Raw genomic sequence first — 26,490 nt, forward strand, 5'->3', positions numbered from 1 at the left:
TTGACCTTAACCGGCTACCGGGCTGCGCCAGTCATCCGAGCCGGAAGTGCCAGCCACTTCGTGGGTCCAGATGATCTTGCGATACGTGAAATACACATCCTCCAGATGGGTGAAGTGGGCGTTGTCCGGGTCCTGGCAGTTGGGCATGCGCGATTGAATGTCCACGATGGTCGCGCCCTCCAGCTCAATGGTGAAGTAGTGCTCCTGAGTGCCGGCAGAAGAAGTGCGCAACCATTCCAGCCGGCACGACACTTCTTCGCCCGAGGTCAGCGCGCTGAACAGCAACGGTGAGGATTTATCGAACACCTTGCTGATCATCAGGGGTTTATGAACCCGTTGGCCGGTGGGCTGGCCCGACTGTGGGTCGCGGGGGATGATCACCTGATGCGCAAACGCCTGCACGAGGATCTGGTCCTCGTGACCTTCCTGATAAATGTTGCCTACTGAGTCCTGGGTAAAAGTACCTGCCGTAATTAAACCTTGTTTGACGCCGGTGATTGAGAGGTACGCGGGTGTTGGCATTATTGGTTTCCTTGCCTGAATAAGTAGGTAGCCCCCACGGCGAATATACCGGGTGGGCAATGACCTATAACAAGAAGCGTGCCTGAAATATCGAAAGCCAATGAAATAAGGGAGGTGGGGTTTTATTGGATTATATGTTTATAGGATAACCCGATTTTAGAAGATTTTTTGTGTTGTGCGTTGCACAAGTGTGCGCAGTTAGTTGCTCATGCGGATTTCGCGGGTGATTGATATCGTTGGACGAGTGAATAGGGTGATTCTCAGAAAATAACCTGTGCAGATATCTGCGCAGGCCTTGATTCGCGTGGCTTGTAGGAAATTACTTAAGTGCGGTTGCCGCCCTTGCTCAAAACTTTTCAAGTGGCTAAGGTTCGCTAACTTCGCTGCAGGCCGAGCGAATATTAAATGGCATTCTGATGCGTCATTGTATTGCGCTAAGTTGGCCGTCTCCGTCTTGCATAGTTATGTGCGGTCCACAATGGTGTATTCAGACAAGCTTTGCGCTTATTACCTTGAACTTGCCCGGCATCCTTGTTCGACAACGGAGTTTGCCGGCTGTGATATGCGCTTTTCTATCGAATACGAAACGCTGGAAGCCGAACTGTGCAAGGCACAATCGATTCATGGTGCCAGTCTGCCGGATTGGCAAAAGGTCAGCGATATCAGCGAGCGACTGCTGCGCGAACACTCCAAGGATCTTCGGGTTGCCGTCTGGTTGACCTGGGCCTTGCACCAGCGTGATTCATTTTCGGGGTTGCTGGCAGGCCTCGGTCTGTTGCTGGAACTGTGTGAGCATCATTGGGCAAGCGTTTACCCGATCAAGTCGCGTACCCGATGCGCGGCCTTTGGTTGGTTGGTGTTGCGGCTTGACCAGCTGTTTGTGCAAAACATTTCGTTGACCGATCAATTACCCGTATTCCAGGCACTCCTGGAACGCATCGTGTGCCTGGATGAACTTTGGGGTAAGCGTCTGGGGGACGAAGCGCCTCTTTTGTTACCGATTCGCCGGCAGTTGTCGGAACGTTTGGCACTGGCCACCCAAGCCGTTTCTGAACCTGCAGGTGTTGCTGGCGTTATCGCTCAGGTCAAGCAGGTCACTACGCAACTGCTCAAGCCTGAGCAGCCGATCAATAACGAAAAAGACGCCCAAAAATCAGTGCGTGCGTTGCAGGAGCAAGCCCGTCCCTTGTGTGCCTGGTGGCTGCGCCAGAGCGCGACTGACCTGCGTGCATTGCGCCTGAGCCGAACGCTGGCGTGGCTCACACTCATCAACTATCCGGACGCCAACAGCGAGCGGATAACGGCACTGCGTGCTCTTGCGCCAGACAAGCTCAAGCGTTACCAGGCACGTTTTATCCAGGGACAGTACGCCGACCTGTTACTTGAACTTGAGGTCAGCGTGAGCGGTGCCTTGTTCTGGTTTGACGGCTTGCGCATGGTCTGGGAATGCCTCGAGGCCCTGCACGCACAGCTGGCCATGACCGAACTGGAAATGAATTTCGCCCTGTTGTTGCAGCGCCTGCCCAGCTTGCCTGAGTTCAGGTTTGACGACGGCACGCCCTTTGCCGACCCCGCGACCTGTGACTGGATAGCGCTGCATGTGGCTCGCCACCTGCCTAAAGCCGAACCTGCCAGCGTCGTGACCGATGCGAGTGCCGAGCCCTGGGAGGTTGCCTTGCAAGAGGTGATGTTCAGCCTGCGCCAGGACGGGCTCAAGGCCGCGGTTGCCACGCTCAAGCTTGGCCTGCAGGCGGCGCGCGGAGAGCGTGCCCGATTTCACTGGCGCCTGGCGCTCGCCAGGTTATGCGTGCGTGCCGGCAAACATGAGCTGGGCAAAATTCAGCTTGAACAGCTTGACCTTGAATTGCAGCACGCAGGCCTGGACCGCTGGGAGCCCGACCTGGCTTTTCAGGTCACCCGGCTCTTGTACCGCTGTTATGACCTTTTGCCGCAAGACCACGCCGTGCGCGAACGCCGGGAAGTCACCCATCGCAGGTTGTGCCACTTCGATCTGGAAGCAGTACTTGAATAGGCCTTCGAGCCCACTAAAAAAGGAGAAATACCATGGCCAAAGACGGTTCGGTTGCACCCAAGGAACGTATCAATATCACCTTCAAGCCCGCCACCGGCGGCGTGCAGGAGGAAGTGGAGCTGCCACTGAAGTTGCTGGTTCTGGGTGACTTTTGCGGGCGTGAAGACCCGCGCAAGCTTGAGGATCGAAAACCCATTGGTATCGACAAAAACACCCTTGATGACGTGTTGGCCAAGCAGGCGTTGAGCTTGACGTTAAGCGTACCCAATCGCTTGCAGGAACATGCCGACGTCGAGGAATTGGCCATCCAGGTCCGTATCAATTCAATGAAAGATTTCAACCCCGCCAATCTGGTCGAGCAAGTACCCGAATTGCAAAAGTTGATGGCGTTGCGTGAGGCATTGATGGCGCTGAAGGGACCTCTGGGTAATACCCCGAGCTTTCGCAAAGCCATTGAGCAGGCGCTGGCCGATGACACCTCTCGTGCGCGTGTACTCGCCGAGCTGGGATTGAGCAGCCCCACCGCCTGAACCTTTCAGTAAAAGGACACTGACACCATGACGATTACCCAGCACACCCCGCAGCCCGCACATACAGAGGGTGAGTACAGCATCCTCGACAATATCATCGCCCAGACATTGCTGAATGCCGACGATGAGGCGTACAGCATCGCCAAGCGCGGCGTCTCGGCGTTTATCGAGGAACTGGTCAAGCCGCATAACCGTGCGGAGCCGGTGAAGAAACGCCTGGTCGACCGGATGATTGCCGAGATCGACACCAAGCTCAGCCAGCAAATGGACGAGATTCTTCATCACCCGGAGTTTCAGGCAGTGGAGTCGGCCTGGAAGGGCTTGCAATTGCTGGTGGACCGGACCAATTTTCGCGAAAACATCAAGATCGAGCTGCTAAATGTCTCACGGCAGGACCTGCTGGATGATTTCGAAGATTCTCCCGAAATCACTCAGTCGGGGCTCTACAAGCATATCTACAGTGCCGAATACGGTCAGTTTGGTGGTCAGCCTGTAGGCGCCATCATCGCCAATTATTTCCTGTCACCCAGTGCACCTGACGTGAAGCTGATGCAATACGCTTCCAGCGTTGCGTGCATGGCTCACGCGCCCTTTATCGCGGCTGCCGGGCCGAGCTTTTTCGGCTTGGAAAGCTTCACCGGCTTACCCGATCTCAAAGACCTTCGGGACCATTTCGAAGGGCCGCAGTTTGCCAAATGGCAAAGCTTTCGCCAGAGCGAAGATGCGCGTTACATCGCCCTTACGGTGCCGCGCTTTTTACTGCGAACGCCTTACGATCCTTTGGAGTGCCCGGTCAAAACCTTTGCTTATCAGGAGAACGTGGTCAACAGCCACGAACACTACCTGTGGGGTAACACCGCCTACGCGTTTGCCACTCGCCTGACCGACAGCTTCGCGCGGTTTCGCTGGTGCCCGAACATCATCGGGCCACAGAGCGGCGGCGCCGTTGAAGACCTGCCCTTGCATCACTTCCACAGCATGGGCGAGATCGAAACCAAGATACCGACCGAGGTCCTGGTGTCTGACCGGCGCGAATACGAGCTGGCGCAGGAGGGGTTTATCGCCCTGACCATGCGCAAGGGCAGTGATAACGCGGCGTTCTTTTCCGCCAGTTCCGTGCAGAAACCCAAGACCTTCGGCATCAGCGAGGAGGGCAAGGCGGCCGAGCTCAACTACCGTCTGGGTACCCAGCTGCCGTACATGATGGTGGTCAATCGTCTGGCCCATTACCTCAAGGTATTGCAGCGCGAGCAGTTGGGGTCGTGGAAAGAACGCACAGACCTGGAGCTGGAGCTCAACAAGTGGATTCGCCAGTATGTTGCCGATCAAGAGAACCCCAGCGCCGAAGTGCGTGGGCGCCGGCCCCTGCGGGCTGCGCGCATCGTCGTCAGTGACGTTGACGGAGAGCCAGGCTGGTATCGGGTTAACTTGAGCGTGCGTCCGCATTTCAAATACATGGGCGCAGACTTCACGTTGTCCCTGGTTGGAAAGCTCGATAAAGAATGAGCAGAGGCCAGGGGATGCACCTCAACAACAGCCTGTTTGAACGGCTCGATCGCGATGCGCCAACCCAGGCCGGGAGCGTGGCGTCCGTCGCCGCGCACCTGGGGAAAATGCTCAGTACCCGCGCGGGCAGCGTCCTGACACTGCCTGACTACGGTTTGCCGGACCTCAATGACATGCGCCTGAGCCTGCATGAGTGCCTGACCCAATCGCGCGTATTGATCGAACGTTTCATCCAGGCCTACGAGCCGCGGTTGGCGAATGTGCGCGTCAGCGTTTCGCCGCGCGTGGGTGAACCTTTGGCGCTGGCCTTTGCGATCGAAGCCGCGCTGATGGTTGACGGTGTTACCCAGCCTGTTGTGTTTCATGCGCACCTGTTGGATGCCGGGCGGGTGGAGGTGCGTACGGATGAGCTTTAATCGCTACTTCCAGAGCGAGCTCAGCGCGCTGCGCCAACTTGGTCGGCGCTTCGCCGAGCGCAACCCCGCGTTGGCACCCTTTCTCGCACAAACGGGGCAGGACCCGGATGTCGAGCGATTGCTGGAGGGGTTTGCGTTTCTGACCGGTCGCTTGCGCCAAAAACTGGACGACGAGTTGCCCGAGTTGACGCATTCCTTGATGCATTTGCTTTGGCCCAACTACATGCGGCCGCTACCGGCTTTCAGCATTCTGCAATTTGATCCCTTGAAAACCGCAGGGCCTACGGTTCGCGTCGCCCGGGATACCGCCGTGGAAAGTGCAGCGGTTGAAGGTGAACGGTGTCGTTTCCGGACCTGTTACGCCACCGACGTTATGCCGCTGCAACTCAGTGGCCTGGATTATATAAGCCAGGGCGAAGGGGCATGGCTCGACCTGCGCCTGAGCCTGAGTGCCGAAGGCAGTTTTGCCGATCTGACGTTTGACGCCTTGCGATTGCATCTGGCCGGTGACCGCTACGTCAGCCAGGGTTTGTACCTCAGCCTGCTGCGGCATCTTGACGGCATCCGCTTGCTGATGCTGGGCCGTGATGGCTTGCCGATTCACGGCGCCGGCGGGGAACCCGTGAGCGTGCGCCTGCAGGCAGGTCAGGTCCGGCCGGTGGGGTTTTCGGAGGAGCAGGCACTGATCCCCTATCCGCAGAATACGTTCCGTGGCTATCGCCATCTGCAGGAGTACTTCGCCTTTCCCGACAAATACCTGTTTGTCGATGTCGAGGGGCTGAATGTGTTGCACACACTGCCCCATGACCTGCTCCAGCAGGTGCATGGCATGGTGCTGCGCTTCGAACTCCAGGCCGAGGGATACAAGGCCCAACGCCCGACGCTGGACAATGTGAAGTTGTATTGCACACCCATCGTCAATCTGTTCAAGCATGACGCAGTGCCCATTCGCCTGGATGGAAAGAGGGACGAGTACCTGCTGGTGCCGGGGGAATATAAGCCGGGGAATGCGGGAGTATTTTCCGTGGACAGCGTCACCGGCTGGCGCCCGGGAGGGTTGGGTTATCAAGCGTACGTTGCGTTTGAATCCTTTGAACATGATTGCGATATCAACCCGTCAACGGCGCCTCCCAGCTACAGCATTCGCCAGCGCTCATCGTTGCAACACGGTGGTCTCGATACCTGGATGGGGTTTGGCGGCCACAAGGGCACAGGTCAGGAAACCCTGTCGATTGAACTGACCTGTACCAATGGCGACCTGCCCAGGCAATTGAAAGCTGGCGACATCGACCAGCCCTGCGAGCAGGCGCCGGAGTCACTGACCTTTCGCAATATCACTGTGCCTACCGCGAGCTTTGCACCGCCGCTGGATCAGGATTTTCTGTGGAAGCTCATCAGCAACATGTCGCTCAACTATTTGTCGTTGACCGACATCAACGCGTTGAAAGTGATCCTCGACACTTACGACCTGCCTCGCTATCACGATCGACAAGCGCAAAAAATCAGCCAGACCCGGCTCAATGCCTTGCGCTCGATCAGCCATCAGGCAGTTGACCGGCTGCACCGTGGGTTGCCCATACGCGGTGTGCGGGTGGACCTGACCGTCGACCCGCAGGGGTTTCTCGGTCAGGGCGACATGTTTGTGTTCGCGTGCGTCCTCAATGAGTTTTTTGCGCTCTACGCCAGCCTCAATTCGTACCACGAGTTGCGAGTCATCAGCACACAAGGAGACGTGTACCTATGGCCATCACGGATGGGCCAACAGCCCCTGCTTTGAACCCGTTGTGCCGAGTTATTCGCGAGCACACGCTGTTTCAGGCCGTACTGCAGGTGATGGAGCGATTGCGCGAGGCCCACCCGCTGATGGATGAAGACGCGCTGTATGACCAGCTGGAGTTTCAGGCCAATCCAGGGCTGGGGTTTGCTGCGCACGATATTGATCGCGTGGAATTTTTTGTGGAGCGTGGGCAAATGCGGGCGCGTCTTCGGCTCAATATTCTGGGGTTGTTCGGGGCCGGATCGCCACTGCCGGCGTTTTACGGTGAACAGGCATTTGCCGAGCACCCAGGCGGCAATCCGACCCGTGATTTTCTCGACGTGTTTCACCACCGCCTGCAACGGCTGATGTTGCCGATCTGGCGCAAATACCGCTATCGCGCACGCTTTCAAACGGGCGCCCGTGATGCGTTTTCCGAGCAGATGTTTGCGCTGATCGGCCTGGGTGGCACCGCGATACGTGGCGCCGTGCAACTGGACTGCAAACGCTTGTTGCCCTACTTGGGACTGCTGAGCTTGAGGGCTCATTCGGCCGCGTTGATCGAGACCGTGCTGCGGTACTACTTCAAGCATCCCTTGTTGTTCATCGAGCAATGGGTTGAGCGCACGGTGGAGGTCGCCTCCTGGCAACGTAATGATCTGGGCCGCGCCAACAGCGAACTTGGTCAGGACCTGGTGTTGGGCCAGCGGGTTGCCGACCGTAGCGGCAAGTTCAGGGTGCACGTCCTGGCACTGAGTTGGCAGCGCCTTCACGAATTCCTGCCTACGGGAGAGGGCTATCAGCCGCTGTGCTCGCTGGTGCGATTAACCACCCGGGACCCATTGGAGTACGACGTACGGCTGGTGTTGGCCGAGGGCGAGATCAGGGCGTTGCACATTGGCGCGGCCAATGTCTGTCGCCTGGGCTGGACCAGTTGGTTGGAACACGAGCACGCCGATGGTGTGGTCACGCTTGCTGGCAACTTTCATTAGGGATCGATGATCATGATTAATGTGGACCTGCAACACCTGATACGCACCTTGACGATCCAGGCACGCCGCGATCTTGAGCGCTCGTCTGAGCGCTGCGTCCTGCGCGGTGGCTGTGAAGTGTTGGTGGAAGATTTGCTGCTGACGTTGCTCGAGCAACCGGATGGGCTGTTGGCCAAGGCATTGGCGGACGCCGGTGTGCAAATGGGCGAGTTGCAAGCGGCACTGCAACCTCGCAGCGAGCACAGTGCAACACGCAACCCGGTCTTCGCCCAGGCGTTGGTGCAATGGTTGCAACAAGCGCTGATGGTTGCTCACGTAGAGCTGGGGCAACCGTTTGTTGATCACGCAGCCCTGTTGCTGGCGTTGTTGCGTCACCCGCTGGAGTACTCAGGCGCTGGGTTTCACGCAATATTGAAGCGCCTGGATGCAGGCCGGGTACGTGATTTTGTATCGAGCCTGGCACCTGAACGTGAACCCGTGGCGACAGAATCATTGTTGCAGCGTTTCACCCATGACCTGACGCAACAGGCCCGCGAAGGCTTGATCGATCCGGTGCTGTGCCGCGACAGTGAGATCCGGCAACTGATTGATATTCTCCTGCGGCGGCGCAAGAACAACCCGATTCTGGTCGGGGAGGCGGGCGTGGGAAAAACCGCGATCGTCGAAGGCCTGGCACTGAAAATCGTCGCCTCGCAGGTACCCGAGCCCCTTAAGGCTGTGCGTGTACTGACCCTGGATATGGGCCTGTTGCAGGCGGGCGCCAGCCTCAAAGGGGAATTTGAACGGCGCCTCAAAGGCCTGATCGATGAGGTCAATGCCTCGCCCCAGGCAGTGATCCTGTTTATCGACGAAGCCCATACGTTGGTTGGCGCGGGAGGCACGGCGGGCGGTTCAGACGCGGCAAACCTGCTCAAGCCTGCCCTGGCGCGCGGTGCACTGCGCACCATCGCGGCCACCACCTGGTCGGAGTACAAGCAATACATCGAAAAAGACCCGGCGCTGGCGCGACGCTTTCAGCCGGTGCTCGTCGATGAGCCAAGTGTCGAGGCGGCGGTGTCCATCCTGCGTGGGCTGGTGCCGGTGTATGAGGCGGACCACGGCGTCTATGTCCGTGACGATGCGGTGGTTGCAGCGGCACATATGAGTGCGCGTTACCTCGCCGGCCGCCAGTTACCGGACAAGGCGGTCGACGTGCTGGACACCGCTTGCGCACGGGTGCGTACGCGCCAGGCCATGCCACCTGCGGCGCTGCAGGCGCTGTGCGCAGAGCAGGCCGAAAGCCTGCGCCAACACACGGCATTGAGTCGCGACAGGGATGCCGGGTTGCCAGTGGATGCACCGGCGCTACAGGCGTTGAGCCTGCGATTGAACGCGATGGAGCCCGAGCGTCACGCGCTGGAGCAAGCATGGCGTGAACGCGAGCCATGCTCCAGCGACCTTGAGGTGTGCCCACGGTTGGTGGCGCAGGTTATCGGCGCCTGGACCGGCATACCCGTCGAACAATTAGCCCTTGAACCCAGCGAAAAAATCCTCGGCTTTGCCGCCGCCCTGCGCGAACGCATCCTGGGCCAGGAACAGGCCGTGCAAGCCCTTCATCGTGCCTTGCGGGCGGTCGCCGCGGGCCTCAACAAGGCAGATGCGCCAGTGGGGGTGTTCCTGCTGGTGGGCCCCAGTGGGGTCGGCAAGACAGAAACGGCACTCGCGTTCGCCGATCTTTTGTACGGCGGCGAACGGTTTATCACCACGATCAACATGTCGGAATACCAGGAAAAACACGCCCTTTCCCGATTGATCGGTGCGCCACCCGGCTACGTGGGTTACGGCGAGGGCGGGATCCTGACGGAAGCCGTGCGTCAACGGCCCTATTCAGTGGTATTGCTCGACGAGGTCGAGAAGGCCGATCCCGAGGTGTTGAACCTGTTTTACCAGGTGTTTGACAAAGGCCGCGCCAATGACGGTGAGGGCCGCGAAATCGATTTTCGCAACACCCTACTGTTGATGACTTCCAACCTGGGCAGCGACAGCATCAGCGAGTTATGTGCAGACGGCGAGCGACCTGATGCCCAGGCATTGCAAGCGGCCATCCACCCCGTTCTGCGCGCTCATTTCAAACCGGCATTGCTCGCTCGCATGCGTGTCGTGCCGTATTACCCGCTGAAGGGGCAAGTGCTGCACGACGTTGCGAGGCTCAAACTGGCAGGCCTCGGTGAGCGTCTGCATCGGCGCAAGCTGGCATTCACCTATTCACCCGAGCTGATTGCGCACATGACTGAACGTTGCGCGCACGGCGACAGCGGCGCGCGGTACATCGATCAATGGATCGAGCAGCACTTGCTGCCACAGATGGTGGATCGTCTGCTCAGCGCTATGGCTGCGGGCGAAACCTTGTCCTCGGCTCACGCCGGGCTGGATGACAACGGCCAACCCACCTGCGAGTTCAGCCAATGACGAACAGTCTGTTTACCGATGTTTGCGACCCGTTGGATTATGCGAATGAGCTGTTGCACTGCTTGATGCGCCTGGGATGTGCCAGTGATGAAACAACCCTGCCTGACGTGTGCGTCGCAGGCGCCGCTCAACTGAGCCAGTGCGAGCTCAGCCAGTTGTATCTGCGTGACGAGGCAGATGGCCGACTTTATCTGGTCGCCCAGCACTTGCCGGTGACGCTGGCATCGAAAGCGCTGCCTTCAGGTCGTGCTTTACATGAGGAACAGGTGTTGCATTACGTCCTTGAGCAAGGGCGTTCTCTCAGTCTCGATGATGTAAAAAACAGTCTCTACGACACCGGTTTTCTCCCGACAAGCGGGGCACCCTGGTGCTCTTTGCTCAGTGTGCCGCTGTTCAACCGTCACAAGGTGGTTACGGGTGTGCTGCTCTGCGCCAGTCGGCGTCCGGCGCAGTTGCATGTTTATGCGGCGTCACTGGGCCAGCTGGGCAGTTTTGCCTTGAATCAGTTGCTCATGTTGCGGGGCCGGCAGCCTGCACCAGGCGACACTCGACCACTGCGTGGTGCGCCGATGACGGGCGCGTATGGCTTGATCGGCAACAGTGCGGCGATGGAGCAAACCTGTCACTTGATCGGTAAGGTCCTGCACACCCCTTACACCGTGCTGCTGCGAGGCGAGACCGGCACCGGCAAAGAAGTGGTGGCGCGTGCTATTCACGCCGCCGGGCCGCGCGGAGCCCAGGCGTTTGTTGTGCAGAACTGCGCCGCGTTCCCGGAAGGGCTGCTCGAAAGCGAGCTGTTTGGCTACCGCAAAGGTGCGTTCACCGGTGCCGAACGCAATTACGCGGGGCTGTTTGACGCCGCAGATGGCGGCACGTTGCTGCTGGACGAAATCGGCGATATGCCGCTGTCATTGCAAGCCAAGTTGCTGCGGGTGTTGCAGGAGGGTGAGGTGCGCCCTTTGGGGGCCAGTGCCGCCCATAAGGTTGACGTGCGCATTATCGCCGCCACCCACCGTGATCTGGCGGCGATGGTGGCAGAGGGCAGCTTTCGCGAAGACCTCTACTACCGGCTCGCACAATTTCCCATTCAACTGCCGGCCTTGCGTGAGCGGGACGGCGACGTGTTGCAGCTGGCACGGCATTTCGCAGACAAGGCCTGCGCAGCGCTTGGCAGGGCGCCGGTTGCCTGGTCAAACCCCGCACTGGATCAACTGTCGAGTCACGCCTTCCCCGGCAACGTGCGCGAGCTCAAGTGCCTGGTGGAGAGGGCGGTGCTGATGTGTGACGACGACGTGATTCTGCCGGCGCACTTGTCACTGCCTCCCGCCCCAGCTGCAAGCGCCACCGACGATGTGACGCTGCGCCAGCGCATGGAACGGGTGGAACGGGTATTTCTGATCGATTGCCTGCACAAGAACCGCGGCAATCGCACCCGAACGGCGCGTGAACTCGGGGTCGCTCGTCGCACGCTGCTCTATCGCCTTGCACGCTTGAACATCCCGTTTGGCGACGCCAGGGGTGAATGTTGAATGCCTCGTTTGACTGTTGCCTTTCATTACCGCCGACTGCGCCGAATCGCGTGTGGCCGCTTTATTTCTGTGGGAGAAACCTGATGCCTGATCGTCCGTGGCAAGCCGTCGTGCTTGTGCTGTGTTTGCTCAGTGGCTGCAGCGCCAACTATGTGTTTGATGACGCCGACTACCGCCCTTTGGGTGAGCCGGCGGCAGTCACGCGTAGCCAGTGAACGAGGAGAGCCAGACCATGCAACTTGTGTTTGAGGCATGCGATGCCGAGGGCGGTAGTGCCATACCCTCGGCCCGCAAAACGTTTGACGGTGCGGGCGGTGTCATTGGCCGTGGCGCTGGCTGTGACTGGGTGATTGCTGATCCCAGTCGCTTGCTCTCCAGCCATCATGGGTTGGTCGCGTACCGTGAGGGGCGCTACTTCCTGACCGATATCAGCAGTAACGGTATCGCAGTGGCAGGCAGTGCTGAACGTCTGCGCAAAGGGCAGGCACGGGAGATCAGTGACGGCGACGAGTTCCGAATGGGGACGTTAACGATCCGCGCGCGACTGATCGCACCGTTTGGGGCTGACAGCGGGAGCGTCGTGGGCCCGTGCGAATCGATTCCCGATGATGCCTTCCTGGCACTGGACCCCCTGGATTCGTTTGATCGCGAACAGCGGCGAGAGACCTCCTCCCACGAATTGGAGGCGTTGGAGGAGGCCGTTGCTGAGCCTGAACCGTGGACGGGTCACAGCGCAGTCGAGAGGGATCATCTGGTGGTTCCGCGACGGGCTGAACCCGCTCCGCAATCGTTCTCGACTCAACCCGCCTGCACAGCACCGCCGGTTGATGAAGCGTTTTGGGCACAGTTTGCAGAGGCGCTCGGCATTGGCGTGGAAGCCCTCGAAGCATCGGGTCGCGAGGTCCTGGCGATCAAGGTGGCGCGCCTGCTTCGCCTCGGTGTCGAGGGCTTGCAGCAAAGCGTGCGCACCTGTGATGAGCTTAAAAGTGAACTCAGTCTGCGGCGTGACGAAAGCCTGCTCGAGAGCCGGAACCCCTTGAAGGATTGCCCTGACACGCACGCGGCGTTGACGGCAATGCTGGGGCCGGGTGAGTTGGGCCAACTCTCTGCCGAGCGGTCCTTGATACAGGTTCATCGGGAGCTTCAGGTGCATCAGGTGGCATTGCTGGCTGCCTGTCGCAGCGCGTTGCGCACTGCACGCAGCACCTTCTCACCGGGTCACTTGCTGATGTGCTTCGACTCTCAGGGCAAACGGCCCCGATTTTCCACCGACGGTGGGCACTGGCGCGCGTATCGGCGTCACTACCAGCGCCTGATCGCGGATCAACAGGGCTCTGATCAGCTGTCGTGTGGCGACTTCGCCAAGGCCTACGAAGAGCAGGCACGCCTGATCTCAACCCTGCACGTCGACTATTCAGGATGATGCTTATGTTTCGTGTTGCGCGCTTATCAATACTGCTCTGCCTTGGCCTGATGGTCGGTTGCAGCGCTGTGTCGCCTTTTTCCACGCTGACCAAACTGGACCTGTCGCTGGCCGCCAGCGAGCAAGTCAACCCAGACCTCAACGGTCGCCCCTCTCCGGTGGTGGTGAATCTGCTTGAGTTGCGACATGCCGTGGCCTTCGAGAATGCTGATTTCTTCAGCCTCTACAGCCATGCCGAGCAAGCGATGCCCAAGGACTGGGTCAAAGGCGCTGAACTTGAACTGCGCCCTGGAGAACAGCAAACCCTGAAACTCAGGCTGGAGCCTGAAACTCGCTACATAGGGGTTCTCGCCGCCTATCGAGACCTGCCCCACGTTCAATGGCGGTGGGTGGTTCCCGTCACGGCGCAGCAACTGACCCGTGCCGATCTGGTGCTGGACCAGGCCGGTATTCGTGCGGCCTCGAGCGGTTCTGACAGGGAGGCTGAGTGATATGCACGTTCACAAAGTCATCTGGCAAGAAGGCATGCTTCTGCGGCCCCAGCATTTGCAGCACAACGACCGCTATTGGCACCAGCAACTCAATCGAACTCGATTGCTGGGCGATGATGCGTGGGGGTTTCTTACCCTGGAAGTCGACCTGGAACATCTCAATTTCGGCAAGGTCGTGGTCAATCAGGCCAGCGGCGTGCTGCCGGATGGCAGCCTGTTCGAGCTGAGTGCAGCAATGGAACCGCTGGTTTTGCAAGTCCCTGCGAATTCGGGGAAACAAGCGATTTACCTGGCGTTGCCGCTGGCCACGGGTAACCAGATTGAGGTTCGTCGTCAACAGCAAACCGAGGTGCTGGCACGCTATCTCGCCTGTGATATCGAGGTGGGTGATTCCAACGCCGGAGCCGACTCCCGATGCCACATCAGTTGTGCACGGCCTGACCTGCGTCTGGTGTTGGGCGAGCAGCAAAGCGAGCAGGGTTTCGTCAAACTCAAAGTTGCCCAGGTAATCGACTCGACCCGTGAGGGTGGCGTGAGCCTGGACGCGGATTTCATCCCCAGTTTCATTTTTCTTCAGGGCAGCGGGTATGTGTCGTCATGCCTCAAGGAGGTGATCAGCCTGCTCGCCAGCCGTGGCGATGCGATTGCGGCAGGTATCCGGGGAGAGGGCACGGCGGTCGGCACGCAAATCGGCGATTTCCTGATGTTGCAGCTGATCAACCGTACCGAGCTGGAGCTGCGTCATTACCTGAGCCAGACCCAGGTTCGCCCGCAAACCCTGTTCCGAGCGCTATTGGCGTTATTCGGTGAGTTATCAACCTTTGCCAATGACAGCAAACGCGCGCACCTGGAGGTGTATTACCGGCATGGCGACCAGGGTGAGAGTTTTCGTGGGCTGATGGAAGGCGTTCGGGCTGTGTTGTCGATGGTGCTGGAGCAACACGCCATCGAGTTGACCCTGCAGCAGCGCCAATATGGCGTGCTGGTGTGCCCGGTGGGCGATTTGAAGTTGCTGGGCAGCGCGACGTTCATTCTGGCAGCCACTGCGCAATGCGATTCAGAAGCTCTGCGTCAACGCCTGCCGGCACATTTGAAAGTCGGGCCGGTGGAGCGCATTCGGGAATTGGTCAACCTGCATCTGGCGGGTATCAAGGTCAAGCCACTGCCTGTGGCGCCGCGACAGATTCCATTTCATGCCGGCAAAACCTATTTCATGCTCGACCTGAGTGCTCGCGACATTACGCAGCTGGAGCAGTCGGGTGGTTTCGCCTTCCACGTCAGCGGGGATTTTGCGGCACTTGAACTTAACTTCTGGGCCATCAGGAATTGAACGCTATGGACAGTGAATACCCGCAGGATGAGAAAACCATTCTGCTCGACCATGAAGGCCGTGGACCGACGCAGTCGCCCGTCACGGATTTCCCTTCGCCGCCACGTATTGAGCAACTCGAAGACCGGATGATCTACGCCGCCCGCGTGCACGAGGTAACGCGTTTTGAGATGGGACCCAATCCCTTGGTGGTCGCGGCGTCGGGCGTATTGTCCCAGGTGGTCCAGCTTAAGGGCTGTTCCGGTCGCGAAAGCATCACGACGGTGAATGACCGGTTGGCAGCGGCCGTTACTGCATTTGAAAGCCGCGTCTCGCAGCGGGGCGTTGAGAACAGCCAAGTCATCTCTGCGCGCTATGTGTTGTGCAGTGTCATTGATGAAGCCGTGGTCACCACGGCCTGGGGCAATCGCAGTGACTGGTCGAAGATGAGCCTGCTGAGCCGGTTTCACAATGAAACCTTCGGAGGAGAGAAGGTGTTCCAGCTGTTGGAGCGGCTGTCTCGCGACCCGGTCAAGCATTTGGCCATGCTGGAGCTGATGTACCTGTGCCTGTCGATTGGATTCGAGGGTAAATACCGGGTTATGGAGCGAGGCGTGTCACAACTTGAGGCCATTCGCGATGCCTTGTATCGGCAGATCAGGCAAGTGCGCGGTGACCCGCCACCGGAGCCTGCATCAACAGCCGGCGCCGGGCCGTTACGCCGCACGCGATACCCCACGATTTCGGCGCCTTGGGCCACGGTGTTTGCCCTGGCCTGTGTGGTGGGGATGTACGCAGGGTTTGCCTGGACGCTGGGAGAGGCGCGTGAAAATACGCTGCAAACCCTTCAATTTTCGGCGTCGGAACTGACTCAGACGCCCTTGTAAACGCTGGGAGCAATCAATGAACGCATTCTTCAAGAACGCGCGCACCGTGCTGGGCACAATTTGGGTCTGGAGCTTGTTGCTGGTGCTGACCTGCGCGGTTCTGGTGTGGTGCATCGGGCCGCTGCTGGCGGTGGATGACTACCGGTTCTGGCAGGGCGCGACGGCTCGCCTGGTGACGATCAGTGCACTGTTATTGCTGTGGGGATTGGCGATGGCCCTCGTTGGTGGGCGTCGCACCGCAGGCCTTGTAAGGCCCGAGAACAGCGTGCGCGATCAGCAATTGGGTTGGGTTGAGGACGAGCAGAAGCAGGTCCGTGGCCGCTTCAAGGAGGCAGTCGACGTGCTGAAAACTGCCCAGCGTTACGCAGCGCATACTGCCCGTTGGCGCAACGACTTGCCCTGGTACGTATTGATCGGTGAACAAGGCAGTGGCAAGACCCAACTGTTGGCGGCAGGCGGATTGGCGTTACCGCTTGACCGCGTCGAGGCGAGCCAACAGGGCGACACCGCTCACTGTGAGTGGTATTTCGCCGACGAAGGCGTACTGATCGATACCCCCGGGCGCTACCTGACGCAACCTGACAGCAGGGTTGACGCCGAGGGCTGGAAAACACTGTTGAACCTGCTCAGGTTGCGGCGCCGGATACGTCCACTCAACGGGGTGGTAGTGGCACTGTCGGTGGATACCCTGTTGAGCAGCAATGAACACGACCTGGATCACCACGCACGCCATGTGCATTCGCGCCTGCAGGATATTCAGCAGACGTTGCGAATGGATGTGCCCATTTATCTGGTGCTGACCCAGGCTGACAGGCTGCCGGGTTTTTGCGAGTTCTTCGATGCATCGCCCACAGAGGATGCCGATAGCGTGCTGGGCCAGCGCCTTGAAGTGGGTAGCACGGGCATCGATGTCGGTCAGGTCCGCGAGGCGTACGAGGCACTACTGCAACGCTTGAGTGCTCAACTGATTACCCGGTTGCACCAGGAACGCAGCGTTGAACGGCGTGGCCAGATGCTTGAGTTCGCGCAACAGGCGGCGCAGGTCGGTGAACGTTTGTGCCAGTACGTAGAGTCAGCCTTTTCTGCGCATCGTTATCAGCGTATCAATGGTTTGCGCGGGTTCTATTTGACCTGTGCGGGGGAGAGGCGCAGCCGCTTTGTCCAGGGGCTGTTCAGCCGGGTGATATTTGCCGGCGCGCATTTGGCTGGCCTGCAGACTCAGGAGCAGCGCCGCATTAATCGGCGTCAGGGCATGTTGGTAATGGCAGTGGCACTGGTCGTCGGCGGTGCCGGATGGCTGTGGACGCACAGTTACGGAGTCAACCTGCAACGCTTGGCGCAGTTGGCAGCGCTGGCACCACAACCTTCGCCCGCTGCGCACGAAGGCGACGAGACCCTGACACTCCTGACGTGGCTGGATGCGCGGCTGGCGGCGACGCAGGTATTCCCGGCGCCGAGTGACGTCCGGTTTGTGGACAGTGCGGGCCTCTACCAGGGCGAAGTGAGCCGTCCAGTCTTGACGCGTGCCTACGAGCAAGCACTGCAACAGCAATTCCTGGCGCGGACTACGGCAGTATTGGAAGAGCAAGTGCGCGCAAGCCTGGGGGATCGCGAGCGGTTGCTGCAAAACCTGCGCGCGTACCTGATGATCAAATTGCGTGATCGCCGTGACACCCGGTGGCTGGCGCAACACATGGCCGATCATTGGTCGGTGCGTTATTCGGCGGATACATCGGTGCAGACGCGGTTGAATGAGCACTTGGCGCGGCTGCTGGAACAACCGTTTACCGCGCCCATTAACGAAGAATTGGTGGCCAGGGCACGTGAAGAGCTGCGGGGCGAATCGATGGCCGATGCGGTATATCGCGTGTTGCGGGAGCAGTCCCGAAACCTCGAACCTTTGCGTCTTGGCGACGGCAAGGTATTTGCGGCGATTGAACCACCGATTCCCGGCTTCTATACCAAACGGTATTGGCAGTACTTCGAGGCGCAGGGCCCCAGGCTGGTGAATGGCATTGCGCAGGACAACTGGGTTGTCGGGGAGGGCGCCGACCTGAGTGTGATGGACTTGCGCCGGCTGATGGTGGAACTGCAACAGCGCTATTTCAGTGAATATGCCGATGCCTGGAGCGACGCCCTCGGCCGTGTCAGCCTGCAGCAGACTGACAGCCTCAGGCAGGACGCCGAGCAGCTTGCGAGCCTGACGTCGGCCCAGTCGCCGTTGATGCAGCTACTGCTGACGCTTCGTGAAAATACCCGCTTGCTCCCAGCCCCGGCAGTGTTGGCCAACGTCGCCGATCAGGCCGGTGAGGCTGGCGCGATCGCTCAGTCGGTAGTTGCTGCCGCGCAGTCTGCGGCACTGCCCGACTCCGCTCGCCGCGCATTGCAACGGCGTTTTGAACCGTTGCACCGCTTGCTGGATGAGCAACACAACCCGGGTGTCGAGTTGACCCAGGCGTTACGCCTGTTCGACGAGCTGCACCTGCAACTGGCGGGGTTGAACCGAGAAAGCTCGCCGGAGCAGGCAGTCTTCCAGAGGGTCAAGCGGCGAATGGAAGGGCAGCAGGATGTGCTCGGCAACCTGCGAAATGCCGCTGCGCGTTTACCGGCGCCGCTCGCCGGCTGGTTTGACAGGGTCGCTGACGACAGTTGGCGCCACCTGCTGGAAGGGGCGTATGCGCACGTCAATCAACGCTACCAAAGTGAGGTCTATGGCCTCTACAGCAAGGCCATTCGCCAGCGTTATCCGTTCAATGCCCACGCCGCCAGCGATGTTGCTCTCAACGATTTTCAGGAGTTTTTCAAACCTCAAGGTGTTATGGCGCGCTTTTATGAGGGCTACCTGCGGCCGTTTATCAGCGCCGATGGCAGCCGTTACAAGTTGCGAGGAGTGGATGGCAACAGCCTTCCGGTGTCGCGCGCGTTGCTGGATCAGTTGATGAAAGCCCAGGTCATCCGCCGTGGCTTTTTCAACGAGGCGCAAGGCGAGTTGTCTGTGCGGTTCACTTTGGCGCCCTACAGCCTCGATCAGTCGGTCAGCAGGGCGATCCTGCGACTGGGCGAAAAGCAGCTGGAGTATCGCCATGGGCCCATCGTGCCCATGGTATTTGAGTGGCCTATCGAGGCGGACAACGGCCGCAGCAGCCTCGTGCTGGAGAGAGGCTCGCAGCAGCGGCCTCTGGGCCTCGAGAAAAATACCGGGGCCTGGTCATTGTTCAGGCTTCTCGACCTGCTGCAGAAAGAAGCCGCCAGTGGCCGTAATGCGCAGATATACAAGGCCGACCTCGCCGGTTTGCGCGCCAATTTCCTGCTCACCACTCAGGGTTCAACGGGGCCGTTTGAAATCGACACCTGGCGCACTTTTCGGCTGCCGGAGCAATTGTGAGCCGCGTGCACAGTCATTGGCGCAGCGCCGGACGCACGCAGCGGGGCCAGGCGAGGTCGCGTAACGAGGACGCATTCCTCGACGCCCCCCGGCACGGGTGCTGGGCAGTGGCGGACGGCATGGGCGGCCATCAGGATGGTGATGTCGCCAGCCAGTGGGTGGTCAGCAGCCTGGCCGCCTTGCCGGCCGAGGGCAGCCTTGATCAACGCGTCAGCGCAGCAAGGCAATGCTTGCAAGAGGTCAGCCAACGACTGAGGGCGGCAGCAACGCAACGCTCCATGGGGGCGCACGTCACCATGGGCAGTACCGTCGTGGCGCTGTTGATTGAGAAGGGGCGCGCGGCTTGTGTGTGGGCAGGAGACAGTCGCTGTTACTTGTGGCGTGGCCAGCGGCTGTACCAGCTGTCGAGGGACCATTCTGTGCTGCAGCGCCTCATGGATGAGCGCCAACTGAGTGTGGTGCAAGCCCAGGCTCATCCGGATGCCAGGGCGTTGACCCGCGCGGTGGGGGCTCGGGCGCCATTGCGGCTTGAAGTGCTGGAGCTCAACACCCGGCCGGGCGATGTATTCCTGCTGTGCAGCGACGGGCTGTATCAGGTACTGAGCCATCGTGACCTGGGCCGGGCGCTGAGCATGGGGTCACCGCAGCACGTGGTGGATCGGTTATTCGCGCTGGTAGCGCGCAGGCTGGTTCGGGATGATTTCACTGCCGTGGTGGTGCAGCCATGAGTGCAGCAATCACTGCGCCCAGCTTGCTTGCCGGGCGCTATCACCTTGAGCGCGAATTGGGACGGGGCGGGATGGGCGTGGTGTATCGTGCCCGCGACCTGCTGCACGAGCAGTTCGGCGAGCCAAGCCCAGGCGTGGCGATCAAGCTGTTGGGCGATGCGTTTTCCCAATGCCCTGACGCACACCTGTTGCTCTACGGCGAGTTTTCCGTGACACGAAGCCTGCGCCATGAAGGTGTGGTGCGCGCGTTTTCGTTCGAGGTCGATGCCACGCACGAAGCCGCCTTCTTCACCATGGAGTTGCTGCACGGCATTACGCTCGACCGACTGCTCCCGGAATGCCCGGCTGGGTTGCCCTGGCGAGAACTGCAGCCAATGGCCTTACAGTTATTGGACGCGTTGGTGTACACCCATCAGCAAAACGTTCTGCACGGCGACATTAAACCGGCCAACATCATGCTGGGCGAGGAGGGTGTGCGTTTGTTCGATTTTGGCCTGAGTGTGGCGCAGGCGCAGGTGACGGCGGGTTTGCCGGGCTTGAGTCGCAACCGTTTTAACGCCTGGACACCGGCTTACACCGCTCCCGAGCTGCTGGAAGGTGGCGTGCTTACCGGCGCCGCCGACCTGTATGCCGTGGCCTGTGTGGTGTATGAACTGGCCCATGGGCAACGTTTGGATGCGTACAAACCGTGGGAAAGGCTGGCACGACCCCGGCAATTGCCAGGGCGTTACTGGCCTGCGTTGCGTACGGCCTTGGCGGTTGACCCTGAGCGGCGATGCATCAGCGTCCGTGAGTTGCGCCACGTGATGGGCTGCAACCGACGCTTCTGGAACCTGTAGCAAAACCCCTAGCTGGCCAATTCATGCAACTTGCAGTATTCAACCCAACTCAACCCCGCCATCTGCGCAACTTCCTTATGCACTTCCAGGCGTTGCGCTTCGAAGGCAGCGGGGGATTCAGCAGTTAACTTCAGGGTCAGCTCCCAGGCAAACATATCTTGTCGCTCAGCTTCGGCTTCAAAAGCTTCATGCAAGCGCTCGGCACGGTACTGCGCGAGGGTTTCACCTTTGGCCTGTGCGGCCAGGGGGTTGAGGGTGTCGAGTTCGAGGGCGACGTCCGGGTGTTCGATCAAAAATCGGTCCAGGGCGCGCTGATGGTTATCGCCGGGTGGTGACAAAAGTTAGCTCCTGTGACGATTTTCTCGGCGCCGGGCACGTTTTTCCAGGCGACGATTTATTCGTTTGCGTATCGGTTCAAGCAAAAACAATAGCACGTAGGCGCAGAGCGCCACGCCGAGGTCCAATTGCAGCCAATTATCTTCATCGACTTCGAAGGTCCGCGCGATCGTGTCCTTGACGATGATCAGTAACGCAACCCCAATAACCCACAGCAATGCGTTGAACGCCACGGGTGGCATGGGGTTTGATAGCTTGCCTTGCATGTTCAACCGACCTCCTTTATGTCCGGCCCGGATCCTTTGGGAAAAACGCCGACTCTACACAATGAAATGAACCTGCCGTTTGCTGCAGATCATCAAATCCAACGTTGGGAGACGTTCAGCCCCCGGCGTTTCAACTGACTATCGTCAGAAGGGGCAACGGCCAATTTCCGTTGCCGTGTCGGAAGTTTACCCTTGCGGTGCGGGAAATTCCCATGATGTGAGGTAAGACCCTCTTACAAAGGCCGTAGTTCTAATCATTGTTAATCCTGAAAATTCAGGCGTTCCGTGGCAAAACCCTTTCGCTCCCGGTATCAGGGCGTGTAGCGTTACCCAGGGTTTTCGTGCCTGCCCACCAGGGGCAGTGAGCGATGGGCAGAGGGACGGGTCATGGCGCAGACGCTGTTTAAACTTTTCCTGACTCAGCGCCTCGCGGCCCTGGCGAGTACCGAATCATTGCGTGCCATTCGTGAAGGGTTGCTGTGGGTCCTGCCGTGCCTGCTGGTGTCGGCGGGTTTTCTGATGCTGTCCGAGTGCGCCAGGGCGCTGGGCTTTGACCCGCAAGTGGTGGCCTTTTTTTCTGGGCTGCACAACCAGATCAGCTCGGTGATCCCGCTGTTGGTGGCGGCATCAATCGGCTACATGCTGGCAATCCAGCATCGCCTGCCACAATTGCCCGTGGCGTTTTTGTGCCTCGCCCACGTGGTGGTCGCCACATTCGTCCTGCGCGAGTATCCACGCGCCTCGGCCACTTTCGTGTTGTTCATCGCCATCGCTTCCCCCTTGATCAACGTGCCGGCGATTGCCTGGCTGCACCGTTTTCGCTGGACCCGCTTGGTCAATGAAGACCTGGTGGGGCACAACCTGCGCGGCACCATCAATATGGTGGTGCCGGGCGCCATTGCTGCGCTGTGCCTGGTGGTGCTGTTGTCGTTGCTGTTACAGATTCCCTATGTGGCGCAACTGCAGGGGCCGCAGGTAATCGACGCGCTGCAATCGCCCTACGGCAGTGGCTTGTTTGTAACCCTGATGAATTCGCTGCTGTGGTTTTTTGGTATCCATGGCGTGTATGCCATGCAGCCGTTGTTCGATGTGCTGGATCAGGCCGTGGCACTCAATGGCGCCGCACTGGCCGCCGGTGAGCCCGCCAAGTACCTGCTCAACGGCGGCCTGCTGGGCTGTTTTGCATTTATCGGCGGCTCGGGCGGGGCGTTGTGCCTGTTGGTGGCAGTGCTGTTGTTTTCCAGGAGCCAGTCCATGCGCCTGCTGGCGATGGCCAGTTTGCCGCTGTCATTATTCAATGTCAGCGAGGTGCTGCTGTTCGGCCTGCCGATCATTCTTAACCCGCGCTTGTTCATTCCGTTTCTGCTGGTGCCGGCACTCAACGCGACGGTGGCCCTGATGGTGGTACAGCTGGGATGGGTCTCGCCCGCCGTCGCCAGCGTACCGTTTACCTCGCCGGTGCTGCTCAACGCCTACCTCAGTACCCATGGCGATGTGGCTGCCGTGGTGCTGCAAGTGCTGCTGTTGGGCCTCGGGACGCTGGTGTACGCACCCTATGTTCGGGCGATCCATCGCCAGCCCAGCGAAGGTGGCACGGTATACCTCAAGTCGCTGGACATGACCTTTCGCGGCCTCGAAGAGAAGGGGCGCTTGCTTGAATTGGACCCGGTGCTGGCCTCCCACAAGATCCTCGCGCGTCAGGCCAGCGAACTGAGCCACATCCAGCAGATCTGCGACTACGAGTTCTACCTCGAATTTCAGCCGCAGATTTCCACCCGCACCGGGCTGTGCACGGGTTGCGAAGCCCTGATGCGTGCCCGGGACAATCAGGGCACGGTGCACTCACCCTGGGAGTTCCTGCAATGGCTGGCCCAGGCGCGGCTGATGCCCGACGTCGACGTGTGGGTGGCCTCCCAGGCGGTGCGCCAGTATCAGAAGTGGCAGAAGGCTGGCTTCGCCTTGCCGATGACCATCAATATTTCCAGCGCCACCCTGACGAACGCCGTCTATGGCGATCGCCTGGTGGGCATCCTCGCCCAGGCCCATGGTCAGGTGTCGGTGGAAATCACCGAAGACGCGCTGGTCAGTGACGTGCCGGCCACACGCCAGACCATCCAGAAACTCCAGGCCATTGGCGCCAAAGTGTATATCGATGACTTTGGCACCGGGTTTTCCGCATTGAGCTATCTGCACCAGTTTCCGGTGGACTTCATCAAGATCGACCGCAGTTTTGTGGTGGCTCAGCACGATCCCAAAGGCGCCCAGGTGTTGACCGGCATGCTGCGCTTTTGCGAGGCGCTGAACCTGGGCGTGGTGGTCGAGGGCGTGGAAACCGCCGAGCAACTGGCCTTCTTGAATACCGGTACTGAGCTGTTTATTCAGGGCTGGTATTTCAGCAAGGCGCTGCCCGGCGATCAGGTGCCAGGCTTTGTGCGCGAGCGTGCGCAGGCATCTCGTTAAGCAAAGACGTGGTGGCGTTGCACCCTGGCGCGGGGGATAAGGTCAAAATCATCGTGGGCTAAGTCCTTTGTGGGAGCCGGGCTTGCCCGCGATGGCGGTGGTGGCTGCACCATTGCTATCGCAGGCAAGCCAGCTCCCACAGGGGGCAGTGTTGAGGGTTAGACCGAGTTCACTTCAACCCAACGTTCTTCTTCAGCCGACACGCGAATCGCCGTGGCCAGGCGCTCTACTTCCCAGGCCGACTCAAAATCCGTGCCGTCGGCGCCTTGGCCCGCCATTGCCATGATCAACTCGTGTACCTCCAGCGTCTTCAGTTCGTTGTACCCCAGCTGATGGCCTGCGGCCGGACTGAAGGCTGCATAGCCGGGCAAGGCGGGGCCAGCCAGCAGCAATTGGAAGCCCGGCTGGCCGACGCGATACAGGCGCAGTTCATTCAAACGCTCCTGGTCGAACGCCAGCGTGCCTTGGGTGCCGCTGATCTCGAAGCTCAAGTGGTTCTTGTAGCCATGCTTGACCCAACTGCTGCTCACCGTGCCGCGCGCGCCATTGGCAAAGCGCAGCAGGGCGTGTACCTGATCGTCCACCTTGATCGCGCGCATGTCCTGGCTGCCAGCGCTCGCCGGGCGCTGTTTATGCACGGTCTGGGTGTCGCCACACACACGTTGCACATCACCCACCAAATAGCGCGCCATGGCCAGCAAGTGGCTGCCAAGGTCGGCGAGGGTGCCGCCTGCGTGGTCCGCTTCACAGCGCCAGGCCCAGGGCGTTGCCGGATTGGCCATGAAGTCTTCGCTGTTTTCGCCCTGAAAGCTGATGATCTCGCCCAGCTCGCCACTGGCAATCATCTGGCGCGCCCAGCCGATCATCGGGTTGTGCTGATAGTTGTAGCCCACCCGCGTGACCACGCCGGCGGCGCTCGCGGCGCGGCGCATAGCGTCGGCTTGCTCCAGGCTTACGGCCAGGGGTTTTTCGCAATACACCGCTTTGCCCGCCGCAATCGCAGCCATGGCCATGGGGTAGTGCAGGTGGTTGGGGGTGGTGATCGCCACGACGTCGACCGCCGGGTCGTCGATCAGTGCTTGCCAGTCGCCATGGGCCCGGGCAAAACCCCAGGCGTTGGCGCAACGACTGGCGCGCTCGGTGTCGGCGTCGGCCAGGGCGGCAAGCTTGAGGTGTACCGGCAGTTCAAATACCGCCCGAGCGTTATTGAAGGCCAACGCATGGGCGCGCCCCATGAAGCCTGTGCCAATCAAGCCGATTCCGAGTTCACGCATCGCCGTGGTCCTTTGAATTATTGTTGTTAAGGGCTCTATTAATGGAATAAAAATTCTCTAAATTCAATAGATGGAAAATAAATTCATTTGTGCGCGGCCAATCATCCTGACGAATGCAGCTATATTCAGGTTGTGACGAAAGGCCATCAGTTAACAAAAGATAACGTAGCGCCGATTGTCAGACGATTCGAAAGCCCGATAGGATGGCCCCTGCTTCCTCCAGGCGCTCTAGATTGCAGGTTTCAGAGCCCGGGAAGGCGAGACGACCTAACAATAATAAATGGGGAGAAAGGTCTATGAGTGAGCCTGTCATGGGTTGGGTTGTTTGCCGCCCACGCGCCGCACGCAGGGTTGCGTTGCTGGCCACAGCGCTCTCGCTGTTCGCAGGTGCCGTGGTGACGACGCCCGTGTTGGCAGCCAGCGATCCCGCCGCTGCGCCGGCGTTTGCGATTGAATCCCCCAAGGCCGCCAAAGGCCTGATGATTGACGTGGTCCATGCCGGCAAGCGCCTCGTGGCGGTCGGTGACCGCGGGCACATCCTTTATTCCGACGACAATGGCAGCACCTGGGCCCAGGCCAAAGTCCCCACCCGCCAGTTGCTCACAGCGGTATTTTTCGTCGATGACAAACACGGTTGGGCCGTGGGCCATGATGCGCAAATTCTTGCCAGCACCGATGGCGGCGCCACCTGGACCCAGCAGTACCAAGACCTCAAACGCGAAGCGCCGTTGCTCGACATCTGGTTCAAGGACGCCGAACACGGCTTGGCCGTGGGCGCCTATGGCGCGTTGGTCGAAACCACCGATGGCGGCAACACTTGGGCAGACGTGAGCGACCGCCTCGACAACGAAGACCAGTTTCACCTCAATGCCATCGCCCACATCAAAGACGCCGGGCTGTTCATCGTGGGTGAGCAGGGCAGCATGTTCCGCTCCAGCGATGACGGCCAGACCTGGGAAAAACTCGAAGGCCCCTACGAGGGCTCGCTGTTTGGCGTGATCAGCACGGCGCAACCGCAAACCCTGCTGGCGTATGGCTTGCGCGGCAATCTTTATCGCTCCACGGATTTCGGTAGCACCTGGCAACAGGTCGAGTTGAGCGCGGCGCGCGGTGCCCTGGAATTTGGTTTGTCGGGCGCCACGTTGCTCGATGACGGTTCCATCGTGGTCGTCGGTAACGGCGGCAGCGTGGTGGTCAGCCATGATGATGGCCAGACCTTCAGCGTGTTCAATCGCCCGGACCGAATCTCACTGTCAGCGGTGACTTCGGCAGGCAATGGCAACTTGATTCTGGCTGGGCAGGGTGGGGTCCGCATTGCTGCGCCCACCGGCGCCGAACCGACAAAACAATAAGAAGGCGGG

General features: G+C 59.8%; 22 protein-coding genes. 18 read left to right on the top strand and 4 right to left on the bottom strand.

Going from position 1 to position 26,490, the window contains the following annotated elements:
* Positions 1-6 precede the first annotated feature (6 nt).
* Positions 7-522: an Hcp family type VI secretion system effector gene (locus ACP7A2_RS17165; RefSeq protein WP_078742905.1), complete on the bottom strand. Its 516-nt coding sequence runs from the start codon at positions 520-522 to the stop codon at positions 7-9.
* 478 nt (positions 523-1,000) lie between these two features.
* On the opposite strand from ACP7A2_RS17165, the gene tssA reads away from it, so the two are divergent.
* The 16 genes from tssA (at position 1,001) to ACP7A2_RS17245 (ending at position 20,793) form a co-directional block, all read left to right on the top strand.
* Entirely contained in the window at positions 1,001-2,554 is a 1,554-nt protein-coding gene (gene tssA / locus ACP7A2_RS17170) for a type VI secretion system protein TssA (protein ID WP_426135208.1), read from the top strand.
* A gap of 32 nt (positions 2,555-2,586) precedes the next feature.
* The gene (gene tssB, locus ACP7A2_RS17175) at positions 2,587-3,084 is read left to right on the top strand and encodes a type VI secretion system contractile sheath small subunit (protein WP_348057786.1); all 498 of its coding nucleotides are present in this window, start codon (positions 2,587-2,589) and stop codon (positions 3,082-3,084) included.
* Between the two features lie 27 nt (positions 3,085-3,111).
* Positions 3,112-4,590: a type VI secretion system contractile sheath large subunit gene (tssC, locus tag ACP7A2_RS17180; RefSeq protein WP_375069605.1), complete on the top strand. Its 1,479-nt coding sequence runs from the start codon at positions 3,112-3,114 to the stop codon at positions 4,588-4,590.
* Between the two features lie 14 nt (positions 4,591-4,604).
* On the top strand, positions 4,605-5,006 hold the full coding sequence (gene tssE, locus ACP7A2_RS17185) for a type VI secretion system baseplate subunit TssE (RefSeq protein WP_426135173.1): 402 nt from the start codon (positions 4,605-4,607) through the stop codon (positions 5,004-5,006).
* The gene (gene tssF / locus ACP7A2_RS17190; RefSeq protein WP_426135174.1) at positions 4,996-6,783 is read left to right on the top strand and encodes a type VI secretion system baseplate subunit TssF; all 1,788 of its coding nucleotides are present in this window, start codon (positions 4,996-4,998) and stop codon (positions 6,781-6,783) included. The genes tssE and tssF overlap by 11 nt, the downstream gene beginning before the upstream one ends.
* Complete coding sequence (gene tssG / locus ACP7A2_RS17195; RefSeq protein WP_426135175.1) at positions 6,747-7,754, top strand: type VI secretion system baseplate subunit TssG; 1,008 nt, start codon at positions 6,747-6,749, stop codon at positions 7,752-7,754. The genes tssF and tssG overlap by 37 nt, the downstream gene beginning before the upstream one ends.
* A 12-nt stretch (positions 7,755-7,766) precedes the next feature.
* The gene (locus tag ACP7A2_RS17200) at positions 7,767-10,202 is read left to right on the top strand and encodes an AAA family ATPase (protein WP_426135176.1); all 2,436 of its coding nucleotides are present in this window, start codon (positions 7,767-7,769) and stop codon (positions 10,200-10,202) included.
* A complete protein-coding gene (locus ACP7A2_RS17205; RefSeq protein ID WP_426135177.1) occupies positions 10,199-11,731 on the top strand; it encodes a sigma 54-interacting transcriptional regulator in 1,533 nt (510 codons plus the stop codon). The genes ACP7A2_RS17200 and ACP7A2_RS17205 overlap by 4 nt, the downstream gene beginning before the upstream one ends.
* Positions 11,732-11,814: 83 nt before the next feature.
* Positions 11,815-11,946 carry a type VI secretion protein gene (locus ACP7A2_RS17210; RefSeq protein WP_426135178.1) on the top strand — a complete coding sequence of 44 codons (132 nt, stop codon included), beginning with the start codon at positions 11,815-11,817 and terminating at the stop codon, positions 11,944-11,946.
* Positions 11,947-11,963: 17 nt separating this feature from the next.
* Positions 11,964-13,154, top strand: coding sequence for a type VI secretion system-associated FHA domain protein TagH (gene tagH / locus ACP7A2_RS17215; RefSeq protein ID WP_426135179.1), 1,191 nt, complete (start codon positions 11,964-11,966; stop codon positions 13,152-13,154).
* A 5-nt stretch (positions 13,155-13,159) separates the two neighbouring features.
* Positions 13,160-13,645, top strand: coding sequence for a type VI secretion system lipoprotein TssJ (gene tssJ / locus ACP7A2_RS17220; protein WP_426135180.1), 486 nt, complete (start codon positions 13,160-13,162; stop codon positions 13,643-13,645).
* A gap of 1 nt (position 13,646) precedes the next feature.
* The gene (gene tssK / locus ACP7A2_RS17225; protein WP_426135181.1) at positions 13,647-14,975 is read left to right on the top strand and encodes a type VI secretion system baseplate subunit TssK; all 1,329 of its coding nucleotides are present in this window, start codon (positions 13,647-13,649) and stop codon (positions 14,973-14,975) included.
* A gap of 5 nt (positions 14,976-14,980) precedes the next feature.
* Positions 14,981-15,841 (top strand): type IVB secretion system protein IcmH/DotU, encoded by an 861-nt coding sequence (icmH, locus tag ACP7A2_RS17230; RefSeq protein WP_426135182.1) that lies wholly within the window; start codon positions 14,981-14,983, stop codon positions 15,839-15,841.
* Positions 15,842-15,857: 16 nt separating this feature from the next.
* The gene (tssM, locus tag ACP7A2_RS17235; protein ID WP_426135183.1) at positions 15,858-19,226 is read left to right on the top strand and encodes a type VI secretion system membrane subunit TssM; all 3,369 of its coding nucleotides are present in this window, start codon (positions 15,858-15,860) and stop codon (positions 19,224-19,226) included.
* Between the two features lie 5 nt (positions 19,227-19,231).
* Positions 19,232-19,954: a PP2C family protein-serine/threonine phosphatase gene (locus ACP7A2_RS17240; RefSeq protein WP_426135209.1), complete on the top strand. Its 723-nt coding sequence runs from the start codon at positions 19,232-19,234 to the stop codon at positions 19,952-19,954.
* A complete protein-coding gene (locus tag ACP7A2_RS17245; RefSeq protein WP_426135184.1) occupies positions 19,951-20,793 on the top strand; it encodes a serine/threonine-protein kinase in 843 nt (280 codons plus the stop codon). Before ACP7A2_RS17240 ends, ACP7A2_RS17245 begins: the two co-directional genes overlap by 4 nt.
* Before the next feature lie 8 nt (positions 20,794-20,801).
* Here ACP7A2_RS17245 and ACP7A2_RS17250 read toward each other — a convergent pair whose 3' ends face one another.
* On the bottom strand, positions 20,802-21,131 hold the full coding sequence (locus ACP7A2_RS17250) for a DUF6388 family protein (RefSeq protein ID WP_426135185.1): 330 nt from the start codon (positions 21,129-21,131) through the stop codon (positions 20,802-20,804).
* A 3-nt stretch (positions 21,132-21,134) separates the two neighbouring features.
* A complete protein-coding gene (locus ACP7A2_RS17255) occupies positions 21,135-21,395 on the bottom strand; it encodes a hypothetical protein (RefSeq protein ID WP_426135186.1) in 261 nt (86 codons plus the stop codon).
* A 387-nt stretch (positions 21,396-21,782) separates the two neighbouring features.
* On the opposite strand from ACP7A2_RS17255, the gene ACP7A2_RS17260 reads away from it, so the two are divergent.
* A complete protein-coding gene (locus tag ACP7A2_RS17260; protein WP_426135187.1) occupies positions 21,783-23,855 on the top strand; it encodes an EAL domain-containing protein in 2,073 nt (690 codons plus the stop codon).
* 158 nt (positions 23,856-24,013) lie between these two features.
* Here ACP7A2_RS17260 and ACP7A2_RS17265 read toward each other — a convergent pair whose 3' ends face one another.
* Positions 24,014-25,129, bottom strand: coding sequence for a Gfo/Idh/MocA family protein (locus ACP7A2_RS17265; RefSeq protein ID WP_426135188.1), 1,116 nt, complete (start codon positions 25,127-25,129; stop codon positions 24,014-24,016).
* Positions 25,130-25,440: 311 nt separating this feature from the next.
* Here ACP7A2_RS17265 and ACP7A2_RS17270 point away from each other — a divergent pair, with 311 nt between their 5' ends.
* Positions 25,441-26,481, top strand: a complete 1,041-nt coding sequence (locus tag ACP7A2_RS17270) for a WD40/YVTN/BNR-like repeat-containing protein (protein ID WP_426135210.1) — start codon at positions 25,441-25,443, stop codon at positions 26,479-26,481.
* Positions 26,482-26,490 lie beyond the last annotated feature (9 nt).

The organism is Pseudomonas sp. PWP3-1b2 (assembly GCF_049896045.1).
GTDB classification, from domain to species: Bacteria; Pseudomonadota; Gammaproteobacteria; order Pseudomonadales; family Pseudomonadaceae; genus Aquipseudomonas; species Aquipseudomonas antarctica_B.

Excerpts from the sequence above, each read along its gene's own strand:
- ACP7A2_RS17165 (WP_078742905.1), bottom strand. The coding sequence starts at position 522 with ATGCCAACACCCGCGTACCTCTCAATCACCGGCGTCAAACAAGGTTTA.
- tssA (WP_426135208.1), top strand. The coding sequence starts at position 1,001 with ATGGTGTATTCAGACAAGCTTTGCGCTTATTACCTTGAACTTGCCCGG.
- tssB (WP_348057786.1), top strand. The coding sequence starts at position 2,587 with ATGGCCAAAGACGGTTCGGTTGCACCCAAGGAACGTATCAATATCACC.
- tssC (WP_375069605.1), top strand. The coding sequence starts at position 3,112 with ATGACGATTACCCAGCACACCCCGCAGCCCGCACATACAGAGGGTGAG.
- tssE (WP_426135173.1), top strand. The coding sequence starts at position 4,605 with ATGCACCTCAACAACAGCCTGTTTGAACGGCTCGATCGCGATGCGCCA.
- tssF (WP_426135174.1), top strand. The coding sequence starts at position 4,996 with ATGAGCTTTAATCGCTACTTCCAGAGCGAGCTCAGCGCGCTGCGCCAA.
- tssG (WP_426135175.1), top strand. The coding sequence starts at position 6,747 with ATGGCCATCACGGATGGGCCAACAGCCCCTGCTTTGAACCCGTTGTGC.
- ACP7A2_RS17200 (WP_426135176.1), top strand. The coding sequence starts at position 7,767 with ATGATTAATGTGGACCTGCAACACCTGATACGCACCTTGACGATCCAG.
- ACP7A2_RS17205 (WP_426135177.1), top strand. The coding sequence starts at position 10,199 with ATGACGAACAGTCTGTTTACCGATGTTTGCGACCCGTTGGATTATGCG.
- ACP7A2_RS17210 (WP_426135178.1), top strand. The coding sequence starts at position 11,815 with ATGCCTGATCGTCCGTGGCAAGCCGTCGTGCTTGTGCTGTGTTTGCTC.
- tagH (WP_426135179.1), top strand. The coding sequence starts at position 11,964 with ATGCAACTTGTGTTTGAGGCATGCGATGCCGAGGGCGGTAGTGCCATA.
- tssJ (WP_426135180.1), top strand. The coding sequence starts at position 13,160 with ATGTTTCGTGTTGCGCGCTTATCAATACTGCTCTGCCTTGGCCTGATG.
- tssK (WP_426135181.1), top strand. The coding sequence starts at position 13,647 with ATGCACGTTCACAAAGTCATCTGGCAAGAAGGCATGCTTCTGCGGCCC.
- icmH (WP_426135182.1), top strand. The coding sequence starts at position 14,981 with ATGGACAGTGAATACCCGCAGGATGAGAAAACCATTCTGCTCGACCAT.
- tssM (WP_426135183.1), top strand. The coding sequence starts at position 15,858 with ATGAACGCATTCTTCAAGAACGCGCGCACCGTGCTGGGCACAATTTGG.
- ACP7A2_RS17245 (WP_426135184.1), top strand. The coding sequence starts at position 19,951 with ATGAGTGCAGCAATCACTGCGCCCAGCTTGCTTGCCGGGCGCTATCAC.
- ACP7A2_RS17255 (WP_426135186.1), bottom strand. The coding sequence starts at position 21,395 with ATGCAAGGCAAGCTATCAAACCCCATGCCACCCGTGGCGTTCAACGCA.
- ACP7A2_RS17260 (WP_426135187.1), top strand. The coding sequence starts at position 21,783 with ATGGCGCAGACGCTGTTTAAACTTTTCCTGACTCAGCGCCTCGCGGCC.
- ACP7A2_RS17265 (WP_426135188.1), bottom strand. The coding sequence starts at position 25,129 with ATGCGTGAACTCGGAATCGGCTTGATTGGCACAGGCTTCATGGGGCGC.
- ACP7A2_RS17270 (WP_426135210.1), top strand. The coding sequence starts at position 25,441 with ATGGGTTGGGTTGTTTGCCGCCCACGCGCCGCACGCAGGGTTGCGTTG.